The organism is Hymenobacter aerilatus (assembly GCF_022921095.1).
GTDB classification, from domain to species: Bacteria; Bacteroidota; Bacteroidia; order Cytophagales; family Hymenobacteraceae; genus Hymenobacter; species Hymenobacter aerilatus.
On the sequence record NZ_CP095053.1, the window covers coordinates 4,273,149 to 4,285,646 of the forward strand.

Genomic DNA, 12,498 nt, shown 5'->3' on the forward strand with positions numbered 1-12,498 from the left:
TCGCCGTATGGCCTTCGACAACGACGCTAAAACACCCCGCAACGACAGTCTTTTTGGTAATCTGAAAGGCTACCTCGATACACGCATCGATATTCTTCGGCTGGAAGCTCAGGAAAAAGCGAAAACAGCTTTCGTGGGCGCGGCCCACGGAATTACGATGGCTGTCATCGGCTTATTCTTTCTCATTTTCGTGAGTGTTTTTGCAGGGTTGGCGCTCAACTCGGCGCTCGACAGCTCTTTCTGGGGCTTTGGTATCGTAGCAGGTTTCTACCTTCTACTGCTTATCATTTTCCTAGTTGGCGTCGATAAAAAGGTGTTTCAGGGAGTGGCCGATAAGCTGCTGGACAACACGATCTACAAATCCGATAAGCGTCAAGCATAACGCGCATGGCTGAGCTACATAATCCGTTATTTGAGAACGAAAGAGAATTTCTGGAGCGCCAGAAATTGGAATACGAACGTGCCCTGATGGGTGACGTGGAAGAAATCAAAGTCAAAACCCAGAAGGTAGGCAAAATAGCCTTAATTGGAGTAGGGGTAGCTAGCGGCGTGTGGCTACTGAGCAAGGTATTTGGTAGCAGCAAGTCATCGGCCAAAAAGTTGTCTGCTGGCTCTAAGGGCCGGAAGAAAAAGAAACGCCTGAAATCTAGCGCTCCACTAGGGGTAGGCGCTGTAACGGACGATCTAGGCTTTGGCAGCGCCCCACTCACGGCAGCGCACAGCCACAGCCACGGCCGCCCGGCCCAATTGGCCCCCGATGTGTACCACACCGACGCACCCGACGCCGACCCGTTTCCTCCGCTTCCGCCACAGCCTAACCGGTTCTCGGCACCACACTACCATGCTACAGAACCAGAAGAGGAGGGCTCTGGCTTCTCGTCTATTCTTGCCGATGGCGTGCAGGCCTTTTTGAAGTCTGATACGGGCAAGATGCTGATGGCGCAAGCTACGGCTGTAGTAATGGCCTACGCGGCGAAAAAGGTAGGAGAGTACTTGCCTCTGGTCAAAAATCCCGACCTTGCCACTCCTCCCGAGCCAGAAACCCGGGATATTGACTTTACTTACCACCACGACGACGCGCATGCGCCTCGACCCGCTGTATGATACGTTTGTAACCCGTCGTCTGCGCGGCCAGAAAGCGCTGGCCGTTCTCCTCGACCCCGACCAGCTGGATCAAGCCGGTTGTGAGCGGTTGCTGACGCTAAGCGAACAGTATCCAATAGATTACTTTTTTGTGGGTGGTAGCTTGGTGACGACAACGCACCAGGCTACCCTCATTCATTTTATAAAGCATCGTAGCTCGGTACCGGTGCTGTTGTTTCCAAGCCACAGCCTGCACCTAGATGCACAGGCCGATGGAATTTTACTGCTGTCCTTGATTTCGGGCCGTAATCCAGAATTCCTGATCGGACAACACGTCATTGCGGCACCAGTGCTTCGGCAAAGCGGACTGCAAATCCTACCTACCGGCTACATGCTCGTTGACACAGGTAGGCAGACTACAGCCAGCTATATGAGCGGCACCACTCCCCTACCCTACGATAAGCCCGCTATTGCGGCCTGCACGGCTATGGCCGGCGAGCAGTTAGGCTTGCGCTTGATCTTTCTGGATGGTGGCAGTGGTGCCCTCCACCCCATCGCACCGGCTATGATCAGTGCCGTACGGGCAGCCGTTGAAGTTCCTGTTGTTGTAGGCGGCGGCATTAATACCACTGAAAAAGCCCGTGCTGCCTTCACCGCCGGTGCCGACGTGCTGGTAGTAGGCAACCAGATCGAAAAAGACCCTAGCTTTTTAGCCGATATGGCTCAACTCGTGCATAGCTTCAACGCTACCCTAGCAGGGTAGGGATTACATAAGAGTTATTTACAGACACGATATCAGTTCCTACCGCTACAACGCAACAACGCCCGACCTAAGGCCGGGCGTTGTTGCGTTGTATACTGGTCGTCTACGAAATCTGTGCTTAGATGTTCATGGCCGACTCGCGGCGACGCATCTTACCAGCTGGAATACCAAACATCATCTTAAAACGGCGGCAGAAATACGCGGTATCCTTGTAGCCTACCTCTTTGCCGATGTCGCGGATGCTCTTCTTGGTGGTGCGCAGCAAGAACACAGCACGTTCCATGCGCTGGTACTCGATGTAGTCTTGCGGGTTGATGCCGGTCAGCATTTTGAAATACTGACCCACGTAATCTTCGCTCACGTTAGCCACGCCCGACAGCACTTTATTAGACAGGTCACCCCCGATGTTCTCCTTAATATAGTTGAACAGGTCGATGAGACGTGGGTCTTTAAAGTAGGTGCTGTTGGTAGCAAGCTGCTCCACAAACATCTTGTTTTTCAAGATGTAGCGTACGATTTCCACCACAATATTCTCGGTGTAAATCGTAATCAGCCGCTCGCGGCCGGGAAGATCCTGCAGACTTTCCTCTACTACCTTGATGACCAGATTAGCCAGCTTAGAGTTGTTGGAAATGACGAAAGCCGGCACATCCAGCGAGGAGAAGAAGTTAACCGAGTCGAACACCTTGGCTTCGAAGCTCACGAAGCTGTGGCTTTCCTCAGCGTCGCCAATCAAATCAAGGTCGGAGTTCGAATGGAAGAACTTGTCTTTGTTGGTAATCAGGTCGTCGTTGCTGATGAGCTTCCCGCCGCTTTGGCCATAGCTCACCCGCGTAGCCCGACCACCTGGAATAAACAACATTTCGCCTTCTTCTATCACTTGTTCCTCATCACCAAAAGCGATGCGGCCCTTATGTAATAGAATAAGGTTGTTCCCCATATCATAGGAATTACGAACAGTGAAAGGCTGCTGCAATACCAGATTTTTCGCTTTGATGTAACGAACTCCCAGTGATTCAATCACTTTATTGTAATCTTCCATTTCTTAGGGGAGGTGGTATATTGTGTTAATGCCAGACGTAACTAGGTCTTTTTCTAGACAATGCAAATAAACATATAAAAATTCACAAAAACGAAAACAAAAACTTATTATCACTAAGTTTTGTACAATAAATCCCGAAATTAGACAATATATATGGTTATTTTAATAGTTCGCGTGAGATTACAATTTTCTGTATCTCGGAAGTTCCCTCATAAATCTGCGTAATTTTTGCGTCCCGCATCATGCGCTCTACGTGGTATTCCTTAACAAAGCCATACCCACCGTGAATTTGTACTGCTTCTACTGCCGCATCCATAGCGGTTTTAGAGGCGAAGAGCTTTGCCATAGCGCCCGATTTGGCGTAGTCCTGCCCGTTGTCTTTATCGTTAGCTGCTTGCAGGCACAGCAAGCGGGCTGCATCAATATTTGTAGCCATTTCCGCCAGTTTGAACTGAATGGCTTGGTGCTTGGCAATCTCGACACCGAATGCTTTACGCTCCTGGGCATACTTCAACGACAACTCCAGCGCGCCCGACGCAATGCCCAGCGCTTGCGCAGCAATACCAATGCGGCCACCAGCCAGCACCTGCATGGCAAACTTAAACCCGAAGCCATCTTCACCAATCCGATTCTCTTTGGGCACGCGCACGTCTGTAAACATCAGTGAGTGCGTATCGGAGCCTCGAATGCCAAGCTTGTTCTCTTTGAGACCCACCACAAAGCCCGGCGTGTCTTTCTCTACTATAAAGACATTGATGCCGCGGTGTTTTAACTCGGGGTTGGTTTGGGCAATAACTAAGTAGACCGAAGCCGACGACCCATTGGTAATCCAGTTTTTAGTACCGTTCAGCAGATAATAGTCGCCTTTGTCCTCGGCGGTAGTGCGCTGCATGGTAGCGTCAGAACCAGCTTCGGGCTCCGAAAGGCAGAAGGCTCCTATTTGCTCACCGGTAGCCAGCTTGGTCAGGTACTTTTGCTTTTGCTCTTCGGTACCGTATTTCTCTAGCCCCCAGCATACCAGCGAGTTGTTCACTGACATAATGACGGAGCAAGAAGCATCTACCTTGGAAATTTCTTCCATGGCCAGCACGTACGATACCGTATCGAGGCCGCTGCCACCGTACTCGGGGCTTACCATCATACCCATAAAGCCCAGTTCACCCATCTTCCGGATTTGCTCGGCAGGGAATTTCTGATGCTCATCGCGCTCAATCACGCCGGCCCATAGCTCGCTTTGGGCAAACTCGCGGGCGGCAGCTTGTACGGCTAGCTGTTCTTCGGTTAATTGGAAATTCATACTTGTGTAATGTGGGTGGGGTGGAATTTAGAAGTCAAATTTACTCTGCAAACGTTAGCAGTACGGCTTGCGACCTACATTTTCTCCTATTTATACTTTAAGAGAAAACAATAGGCACTAAAAAACCCTCCGCGGGAGGCGGAGGGTTCCATTAGACTATGCTGGGCAATGCCTACCCTAGCGCCGGTCGCGGCCACCCATAGCAATGCTTACATAGTAGAGAAGAGTAGCCAACGAAGCCAGCGCTGCTACCACGTACGTCATGGCGGCCCACCAGAGGGCATCTTTGGCCATGGCGTGCTCCTGCTGCGTCACAATGCCGCGGCGGTCAATCCAAGCCAGCGCCCGGCGCGAGGCGTCAAACTCTACGGGTAGGGTCACGAAGCTAAACAGGGTAGTAAGCGAAAACAGCGCAATACCAATCCAGAGAGGTATGGCCGTGGTTTGCAGCATGAAAATACCTGCCAGCAGAATCCAGGTCATGTATTTAGAAACGGAGCTGAGCACGGGCACCATCGCTGACCGAAACTGCAGGGCAGAATAGGCCGTGGCGTGCTGCACGGCATGGCCGCACTCGTGGGCCGCTACGGCGGCGGCGGCGGCGCTACGCTCCTCATACACGGCTTCACTCAGGTTCACCGTTTTATCGGTAGGATTATAGTGGTCGGAGAGCTTGCCGGGAGTGGAAATCACGCGCACATCGGTAATACCGTGGTCTTGCAGCATCAGCTCGGCAATCTGCCGCCCCGATAGGTTGGATTGCAGGCCTACCTGCGCATACTTGGCAAATTTGCTGCGCAGGCGCCATTGAATCAGGCCACTCACAATCATGGCCAAGATGATCAGGAAATACATTGGCGTTATGTGGAACATTGTACAGGAGAGACGTTAGGGTTGAAACTGTTGGCGGATGCGCTCGACGATACGGGTAGTGCTGTAGCCTTCTACCAACGGTACGGTACATACCTCGCCACCGTTTTGTAACACGGTTTCGTGGCCCACAATTCCACTGATAGTGTAGTCGTCGCCTTTCACTAGAATGTCGGGCTGCAACTGCTCAATCAGAGTCAGCGGGGTAGGCTCGTCGAAGAGCACCACGGCATCCACAAACAAAAGCGACGCCAGGATGCGCGCACGTGCCATTTCGTCCTGTAGCGGCCGTCCGGGCTTTAAGTTGCCTACCGATTGATCGGTATTGAGGCCGATTATCAATGCATCGCCCAAGTGCCGAGCCTTTTCCAGGTAGTCGACGTGGCCTAGGTGCAGCAAGTCGAAGCAGCCATTGGTAAACACTACCCGGCGGTTCTCAGCGCGCCAGATCGTACGCTGGGCTACGGCTGCCTCCAGGCTCAGAATTTTATCTTTACTCCACAACATGCGCGGGGGCTTTTACGGCCAGCGGCTCTGCGCCTACCCGGCGGCCCGCCCGGCCCGATTGTACCATACTCAAGGCGAAGCTGATGCCGCCCATCAGCACCACCAGCAACGTTTGCGAACCGTGCACTACCAGGGCGTACACAATACCGTCTTCTTTTGATATGCCATAGACCAGCAATGTACTCTGTACCAGCACATGGTACACGCCAAACCCGCCCTGCACCGGGGCAGCCATGCCGAATGTACCGAATGTGAGAACCGCCAGCGCTGCCACCAAGCCTAGGTGCTGGGTAGCCGGGAAGGCGAAGAATGCCAAGTAGCCCATCAGGAAATACACCACCCACGTGAAGATGGTATGCAGCAGAAAGGTGCCTTTGTGCTGCATACGGCGGATGCTAAAAATACCAGCCAGCATTCCTTTCACAAAGCTGAGCACCTTACCAAATACCCGATGCTGCCGCAGCCGCTCTAAGTTGCGCCACAGCAGGTAGACAGATATAAGGCTCAGCCCGAGCCCAATTACGGCCAGCGCAATCAGGGTTTGTTTGCTCTGGCCCAGCGTATCGTACTTATCAGTGACCAGCCCGGTAGCGAAGCTCCAGAACTTATTGAAAGCCAGTAGCAATGTGGCGCCCAGAATCAGCCCCAGCACCACCACATCGATAACACGCTCCGTAATCATGGTGCCTACCCCCACCTGCACCGGCACCCCGCTGGTGCGGCGCAGCACCGAGCAACGCAGCACTTCGCCCAAGCGGGGTAACACCAAGTTGGCTAAATAGCCTACCATCATGGCGTGGTATACCTCCCAATAAGATGGGTGGTGGCCGGTAGCATCAATCTGCATTTTCCAGCGGTAGGCTCGGCTGAAATAACCCAGCGCTGATAGAACCAGCGTTAGGCACAGCCACCAATAGTTGGCTTGCCGAATAGACTCGCCTACCCTACTCAAGTTCAGGCCACGCACCGCGTACCACATCATGGCCGCCGAAAAGGCCAGCAGCAGCGCGTATTTCAGAACATTAAGTAGTTTTTTCATTAAGCAGGATCTGTAATATGAGCTGCGAGTTACTAATTATCAGAAAAAAGAATGTCATCCTGCGCTTGCGAAGCATCTTACCAGGCCAAAACAACAAGCGTACGTAACGACTCGTGTTAGCCTGGTAAGATGCTTCGCAAGCGCAGGATGACAGTTGTATGGTACCAACACACTTAGGCTGTCAACCTCAGCTCAAGCGGTTGTGCTGATCGGGAAAAACAAGGGTAGGCTTGTGAGCGCGAGCTTCCGCGAAATCGATAAGAGCGTAAGAGAAGATAATCACGATGTCGCCTACGGCTACGCGGCGAGCGGCCGGGCCATTCAGGCAGATCATACCCGAGCCCCGCTCCCCGCGAATGGTGTAGGTTTCAAACCGCTCCCCGTTGTTCACGTTTACGATAGTTACCTTCTCGTTTTCTACCATGTTGGCCGCATCCAGCAAGTCTTCGTCAATGGTGATGCTACCCACGTAGTGTAGCTCCGCCTGTGTGACTTTGGCGCGGTGAATCTTCGACTTCAGAACCTCAATATGCATGGGTGAAAAGCGGGTGGAATTATATCCCGCAAAGATACGGAAGGGAAAGCTGGTAGGGAGTAGTAAAAAGGTGAATCACAATTTCACCTTTTTACTACTACATTATCAATCAGGCGCACGCTGCCCAAGTGTGCTGCCAAACATAAGGCCACATCGGCTTGCCCTTGCCAAGGTCCCGCCAAAGATTGTAGCGTTTGCGCGTCAGCCACCTCTATGTATTCTAATGAAATGGTTGGGGTAGCCGACAGATATTCGGCCACGGCAGCTTGCACGGCAGCGGACTTGGCACCAGATTGCACCAGCTCAGCAGCCAAGCGGAGCGCCTTGTATAGGCGCGGCGCCACGGTCCGCTCGTCCGGCGAGAGGCGCCGGTTGCGCGATGACATCGCCAGTCCGTCTTCTTCCCGTACGGTAGGGAACACCACCAGCTCCAACGCAAACGATAAGTCGGCTACCAACTGCCGGATAATGGCTACCTGCTGCAAGTCCTTCTGCCCGAAGTAGGCGCGGTGCGGCTGACACAAATGAAACAGCTTGCTGACCACCGTGGCTACCCCGTTGAAGTGACCCGGCCGGTGGGCACCCTCCATCACGCGCTCCAGGGCACCAAAATCAAACCGCAACACGGTAGGCGCTGGGTACATTTCTTCTACAGAGGGCGAAAACAACGCCGTGCAGCCCGCCGGGCCCAGCAAAGCAGCATCGGCCTCGGGTAGGCGGGGGTAGAGCCGGAAGTCGTCGGGGTTGTTGAACTGGGTAGGATTGACGAAGATACTCACCACTACCACGTCGTTGTCGGCGGCAGCAGCGCGCACCAGTTGCAAGTGTCCTTCGTGCAAAGCACCCATCGTGGGCACCAGTCCAATACGCTTGCCTGCCTGCCGCCACTGCTCCACTTGGGTGAGCAGGGAGGCCGCCGTGTAAAGTATGTCCATGAAACAAAAAGCCCGCTATTTACGATGCCCAGGCCGGATTAGTTGAAATTTTGCTTAAAAATGTTTAATTTTGTGCATCCCAAAGTGTTGCCCTTTCCCAATCACCAACATAAACACTATGTCTAAGTTGAGAATACTCTATGCTGCCACGGAAATCAACCCGTTTTTGCAGACGACCAAGGTAGCGGAGTTTCTGCGCATGTTGCCGCAGGGAATGCAAGAGATGGGGATGGAAATCCGCATTTTCGTACCCCGATTTGGTATTATTAACGAGCGTAAAAATCGCTTGCATGAGGTAGTTCGGTTGTCGGGCATCAACATCGCCGTGGGAGAAGAGGAAAAGCCGCTGGTCATTAAAGTAGCGTCGATTCCGAATGCGAAGTTGCAGGTATATTTTATCGATAACGAGGATTATTTTCACCGTAAATCGGTGCTGGTCGACAAGAATGATAAGTTTCACGCCGACAATGACGAGCGGGCTATCTTCTTCTGCAAGGGTGTACTGGAAACTGTGAAGAAGCTAGGCTGGGCCCCGGACATTGTGCACTGCAACGACTGGATGACGGGCCTGATTCCGATGTACCTGAAAACGACCTACAAAAAGGATCCGATTTTCAAAGATGCCAAATCGGTATTCACCATCTACAACAATGAGTTCAAGCACAAGTTTGGGCAGGACATCATTGAGAAAGCCAAGATGCTGGACATCGACGACGAGATGCTGGCGGCGCTGAAGTCGGCCGATTTCGGGGGCTTTATCAAGGTAGGGATGGAGTACGCCGATTCGGTAGTGAAGTCGGATGAGGATTTCAGCGACAATCTAAACGCGCTGTTTACTGAGTACTCACAGAAATGCCGCATCGGGCAGGTAGGTGCCGATCAGGATTTGCTGACTTCTTACTACGATCTATATAATGAACTGGCCAACTAAGGCCCTGCGCCGCTGGTCGGCGTGCCTGCTTTCCGCACCGGTACTCCTGCTGACAACCGGCTGCGAAGATCCTAACAGCATAACGGTGGAACTGCCTGGCAGTGCTACCACTACTACCGAGTACCGCGACTTACCCGTAACAGCATACACCGTACGACGGGATTCTTTGCCTACCCTTAATGCAAGCCAAATATTGGTGGGTAGAGTGCGCGACAACAATACGGGTATCGTGACAACAACGCGGGCTTATACCAACCTGCAAGTTACCTCCGACCCGCTGCCTGCTACGTTTGCCGGCGCACAGCTCGATTCCGTTACGCTTATCATGGCGTATACCCGTGCCTATGGTACTACGGCGCAACCAGGCCGGTTCAGCGTGCTCCATTTGCAGCAAAAGCTTGACGAGCGGGTGGCGTATAACTCTAGCACCAGCGCAGCCGTAGGCATACCCTTGCTACGCGATGTAGCTGTATCCTATGGGCCAGAGCGGCGGGAGCGGCAGCCAGCATCTCCTTCCAGCACCACCGATACGGTGACAACGGTAGCCACTATCCCGCAGGCACTGAATTTTCGGATTGCAAAATCTGCCTCTTTCAGCACGGGCTTGTTTGCCCTACTGCAAAAAACAGACTTCTCGCAGGCGAAGCTTGATGCGTATATAGCCGGTTTGGCTATAATACCAACCGATGAGTATGTAGGCGCTGTTGCCAGCGTTAATCCTTCATACACGATACTGGCTGTTTACTACCACGACCCAGCCCGGCCTTCTATGCGGCGCGTATACCGTATAGCCAGCAACGTGAACAACGACGCCCGTTATTTTACGCAGATCACGTCCGATTTCAGCGCGGCTGGCCCGCTGGCAGTGGTAGCTAATAAGCAGCAGTCTGTACCTGCCGCCGCTACCAATGGCGTAACCTATATCCAGGATGGCGTAGGATTGGCTACTAAATTGGTCATTCCTGGGTTGGAAGACCTACGTAAGCAGTCAGGCGTCACGATTAACCGTGCTGAGCTATTGGTACCGGTTAAGCCATTCAGTAATAGTGTGTTCCCCTATCCTGGGTACCAATCACTGAACGATGCTACGAAATCTGCCTCTATAAATAAGACCTATCTCTACGAAGCAAACAACGAAAACAACCGCGTTTTGCAACGTACCATTCTGGCAAATCCGGTGAACCGTCTTGTGCAGGCAGATGGGTACAACGCTCAGAGTCAGTCCCTCGACAGAACAGGCGCAGGCTCGCAGGCCGAAGGCACGCTGTACAGCGTGGATGCTTCTACCTTCTATTATAGTATGCTGATGACTAGCTACACGCAGGCCTACCTTCTGAATCAGCTAGGCGGCGAGTTGCCTTCGGCTTTTCTGTTTTCGCCTACCCTGTCGTTGTCAAAAGCCTATCAGCCTACTGTAAATTTATCGCTGAACCGGGCAGTGCTGGATGCCAACAACATAAAGCTGCGCGTTTACTTTTCTAATAGGCAGTAGGCTCGTTCTGCGCTTACACCTTGTATGTTCCGGCACGCACTTTGCCGGCCAACTCTCCTTTCCATTTTATCAGCTTTTTTCTGAACGTTATGTGCGGAATCGTTGCGTATATCGGGCACCGCGAGGCTTGCCCTATTATTCTAAAAGGATTGCATCGCCTCGAATACCGGGGGTACGATTCGGCTGGCGTGGCCTTGCTTAATGGCACGTTGAACGTGTACAAAAAGAAAGGCAAGGTAAACGACCTCGAAAATTTCATTGCTGGCAAGGATTTGCACGCGCAGATAGGTATGGGCCATACCCGCTGGGCTACCCACGGGGAACCCAACGACGTGAATGCCCACCCACATTATTCTACTTCGGAGCGGATTGCCATCATTCACAATGGCATTATCGAAAACTACGCGTCTCTGAAGACGCACTTGCAGCAGCAAGGCCATGTATTCCATTCCGATACCGACACAGAGGTTTTCGTTAATCTGATTGAGGAAATTCAAAGCAAAAACAACTGCTCTTTGGAAGAGGCCGTCCGCCTGGCCCTACACGAAGTAGTAGGCGCCTATGCTATTGTGGTTCTGAGCAAGGATGCGCCTAATCAGCTGATTGCGGCCCGCAAAGGCTCCCCATTAGTTATTGGGGTAGGCCAGAATGAGTTTTTCTTGGCCTCGGATGCTACTCCCATCATTGAGTATACCAATGAAGTAGTATATGTGAACGATTACGAAATCGTGGTCATTCGCGACGGTAAACTCGATATTCAATCCAAAGAAGCTGTACAGCAAACGCCTTACATCCAAAAGCTGGAACTGGCGCTGGATAGCATTGAGAAGGGTGGCTACGAACACTTCATGCTGAAGGAAATCTTCGAGCAGCCCCGTTCTATCCTTGACTCTATGCGCGGGCGTCTGGAATTGAGGTCCGGCCATTTGAACATGGCCGGTGCGCGGGCCTACGAGCAAAAGTTCATCAATGCGCACCGGATTATTATTGTGGCCTGTGGCACTTCCTGGCACGCCGGTTTGGTAGCCGAGTATCTGCTGGAAGATTTGGCGCGCATCCCTGTGGAAGTAGAGTACGCTTCGGAGTTCCGCTACCGCAACCCCGTGCTCACGGAGCGTGATATCGTCATTGCGATTTCGCAATCGGGTGAAACAGCCGACACGCTGGCGGCCATTGAACTGGCTAAGTCGAAGGGCGCTACCATCTTTGGTATTTGCAACGTGGTGGGCAGCAGTATTGCCCGTGCCACAGACGCTGGCGCCTACACCCACGCGGGTCCCGAAATTGGTGTAGCCTCGACGAAAGCCTTCACTGCTCAGGTAACGGTACTCACCTTGCTGGCCATGATTGTAGGTAGCAAGCGCGGTACCCTCACCGACACCAAACTGCGCGAGCTGATGGTAGAGCTGGACAATATTCCGGCGAAGGTAGAGAAGGCGCTGCAGCTGGATACCGAAATCAAACAGATTTCCGAAATCTTTAAGGACGCTAGCAATTTCCTATATCTAGGCCGGGGCTATAACTTCCCGGTAGCCCTGGAAGGCGCTCTTAAACTAAAGGAAATCAGCTACATTCATGCCGAGGGCTACCCTGCCGCCGAGATGAAGCACGGTCCTATTGCCCTAATCGACGAAAACATGCCGGTAGTGGTTATTGCTACCAAAGATCAATCGTACGAGAAGGTAGTTTCCAACATTCAGGAGGTGAAGGCGCGCAAGGGCCGCATTATTGCCGTAGTGACCGAAGGAGACGAAGTAATTCCGAAGATGGCAGAGTTTGTCATTGAGGTGCCTGCTACGTCTGATGTACTGATGCCGCTGGTATCGGTAGTACCACTACAATTGCTCTCGTACTACATTGCCGTGATGCGTGGTTGCAACGTAGACCAGCCCCGCAACCTGGCAAAGTCTGTGACAGTGGAATAGTAGATAGAACAACCGCTCCCTGCTCATGAAAAGCCGCTCCGGTACCCGGAGCGGCTTTTCTGTTTTACATTTATGTCTA

Annotated in this window: 13 protein-coding genes; 6 read left to right on the plus strand and 7 right to left on the minus strand. The window is 52.5% G+C overall.

The window, feature by feature from the left end; all coding sequences use genetic code 11:
- Window positions 1–7: 7 nt before the first annotated feature.
- The 3 genes from MUN82_RS17895 to MUN82_RS17905 are packed head-to-tail and all read left to right on the plus strand — an operon-like array spanning window position 8 to window position 1,846.
- Entirely contained in the window at window positions 8–382 is a 375-nt protein-coding gene (locus MUN82_RS17895) for a phage holin family protein (protein ID WP_245092656.1), read from the plus strand.
- 5 nt (window positions 383–387) lie between these two features.
- Entirely contained in the window at window positions 388–1,104 is a 717-nt protein-coding gene (locus MUN82_RS17900; protein ID WP_245092657.1) for a hypothetical protein, read from the plus strand.
- Entirely contained in the window at window positions 1,082–1,846 is a 765-nt protein-coding gene (locus tag MUN82_RS17905) for a geranylgeranylglyceryl/heptaprenylglyceryl phosphate synthase (RefSeq protein WP_245097601.1), read from the plus strand. Before MUN82_RS17900 ends, MUN82_RS17905 begins: the two co-directional genes overlap by 23 nt.
- A gap of 118 nt (window positions 1,847–1,964) precedes the next feature.
- Here MUN82_RS17905 and MUN82_RS17910 read toward each other — a convergent pair whose 3' ends face one another.
- From MUN82_RS17910 to panC, 7 genes are all read right to left on the minus strand, one after another.
- Complete coding sequence (locus MUN82_RS17910) at window positions 1,965–2,888, minus strand: helix-turn-helix domain-containing protein (protein WP_185281889.1); 924 nt, start codon at window positions 2,886–2,888, stop codon at window positions 1,965–1,967.
- Window positions 2,889–3,045: 157 nt separating this feature from the next.
- Window positions 3,046–4,185: an acyl-CoA dehydrogenase gene (locus MUN82_RS17915; protein ID WP_245092658.1), complete on the minus strand. Its 1,140-nt coding sequence runs from the start codon at window positions 4,183–4,185 to the stop codon at window positions 3,046–3,048.
- Window positions 4,186–4,362: 177 nt separating this feature from the next.
- On the minus strand, window positions 4,363–5,040 hold the full coding sequence (locus MUN82_RS17920; RefSeq protein WP_245092659.1) for a zinc metallopeptidase: 678 nt from the start codon (window positions 5,038–5,040) through the stop codon (window positions 4,363–4,365).
- A 33-nt stretch (window positions 5,041–5,073) separates the two neighbouring features.
- On the minus strand, window positions 5,074–5,562 hold the full coding sequence (rfaE2, locus tag MUN82_RS17925; RefSeq protein ID WP_245092660.1) for a D-glycero-beta-D-manno-heptose 1-phosphate adenylyltransferase: 489 nt from the start codon (window positions 5,560–5,562) through the stop codon (window positions 5,074–5,076).
- Window positions 5,549–6,601 carry a lysylphosphatidylglycerol synthase transmembrane domain-containing protein gene (locus MUN82_RS17930; RefSeq protein WP_245092661.1) on the minus strand — a complete coding sequence of 351 codons (1,053 nt, stop codon included), beginning with the start codon at window positions 6,599–6,601 and terminating at the stop codon, window positions 5,549–5,551. The genes rfaE2 and MUN82_RS17930 overlap by 14 nt, the downstream gene beginning before the upstream one ends.
- Window positions 6,602–6,788: 187 nt before the next feature.
- Window positions 6,789–7,136 (minus strand): aspartate 1-decarboxylase, encoded by a 348-nt coding sequence (panD, locus tag MUN82_RS17935; protein ID WP_185281884.1) that lies wholly within the window; start codon window positions 7,134–7,136, stop codon window positions 6,789–6,791.
- 83 nt (window positions 7,137–7,219) lie between these two features.
- Window positions 7,220–8,071, minus strand: coding sequence for a pantoate--beta-alanine ligase (panC, locus tag MUN82_RS17940; RefSeq protein ID WP_245092662.1), 852 nt, complete (start codon window positions 8,069–8,071; stop codon window positions 7,220–7,222).
- 118 nt (window positions 8,072–8,189) lie between these two features.
- Between panC and MUN82_RS17945 the strand changes: the two genes are divergently transcribed.
- The 3 genes from MUN82_RS17945 (at window position 8,190) to glmS (ending at window position 12,419) form a co-directional block, all read left to right on the plus strand.
- Window positions 8,190–9,002: a glycogen/starch synthase gene (locus MUN82_RS17945; RefSeq protein ID WP_245092663.1), complete on the plus strand. Its 813-nt coding sequence runs from the start codon at window positions 8,190–8,192 to the stop codon at window positions 9,000–9,002.
- Window positions 8,986–10,494 (plus strand): DUF4270 family protein, encoded by a 1,509-nt coding sequence (locus tag MUN82_RS17950; protein ID WP_245092664.1) that lies wholly within the window; start codon window positions 8,986–8,988, stop codon window positions 10,492–10,494. The genes MUN82_RS17945 and MUN82_RS17950 overlap by 17 nt, the downstream gene beginning before the upstream one ends.
- A gap of 89 nt (window positions 10,495–10,583) precedes the next feature.
- Window positions 10,584–12,419, plus strand: a complete 1,836-nt coding sequence (gene glmS, locus MUN82_RS17955; protein ID WP_245092665.1) for a glutamine--fructose-6-phosphate transaminase (isomerizing) — start codon at window positions 10,584–10,586, stop codon at window positions 12,417–12,419.
- The last annotated feature ends 79 nt before the right edge of the window (window positions 12,420–12,498 follow it).

Excerpts from the sequence above, each read along its gene's own strand:
- glmS (WP_245092665.1), top strand. The coding sequence starts at position 10,584 with ATGTGCGGAATCGTTGCGTATATCGGGCACCGCGAGGCTTGCCCTATT.
- MUN82_RS17950 (WP_245092664.1), top strand. The coding sequence starts at position 8,986 with ATGAACTGGCCAACTAAGGCCCTGCGCCGCTGGTCGGCGTGCCTGCTT.
- MUN82_RS17900 (WP_245092657.1), top strand. The coding sequence starts at position 388 with ATGGCTGAGCTACATAATCCGTTATTTGAGAACGAAAGAGAATTTCTG.
- panC (WP_245092662.1), bottom strand. The coding sequence starts at position 8,071 with ATGGACATACTTTACACGGCGGCCTCCCTGCTCACCCAAGTGGAGCAG.
- MUN82_RS17920 (WP_245092659.1), bottom strand. The coding sequence starts at position 5,040 with ATGTATTTCCTGATCATCTTGGCCATGATTGTGAGTGGCCTGATTCAA.
- rfaE2 (WP_245092660.1), bottom strand. The coding sequence starts at position 5,562 with ATGTTGTGGAGTAAAGATAAAATTCTGAGCCTGGAGGCAGCCGTAGCC.
- MUN82_RS17905 (WP_245097601.1), top strand. The coding sequence starts at position 1,082 with ATGCGCCTCGACCCGCTGTATGATACGTTTGTAACCCGTCGTCTGCGC.
- MUN82_RS17945 (WP_245092663.1), top strand. The coding sequence starts at position 8,190 with ATGTCTAAGTTGAGAATACTCTATGCTGCCACGGAAATCAACCCGTTT.
- MUN82_RS17910 (WP_185281889.1), bottom strand. The coding sequence starts at position 2,888 with ATGGAAGATTACAATAAAGTGATTGAATCACTGGGAGTTCGTTACATC.
- MUN82_RS17915 (WP_245092658.1), bottom strand. The coding sequence starts at position 4,185 with ATGAATTTCCAATTAACCGAAGAACAGCTAGCCGTACAAGCTGCCGCC.
- MUN82_RS17930 (WP_245092661.1), bottom strand. The coding sequence starts at position 6,601 with ATGAAAAAACTACTTAATGTTCTGAAATACGCGCTGCTGCTGGCCTTT.
- MUN82_RS17895 (WP_245092656.1), top strand. The coding sequence starts at position 8 with ATGGCCTTCGACAACGACGCTAAAACACCCCGCAACGACAGTCTTTTT.
- panD (WP_185281884.1), bottom strand. The coding sequence starts at position 7,136 with ATGCATATTGAGGTTCTGAAGTCGAAGATTCACCGCGCCAAAGTCACA.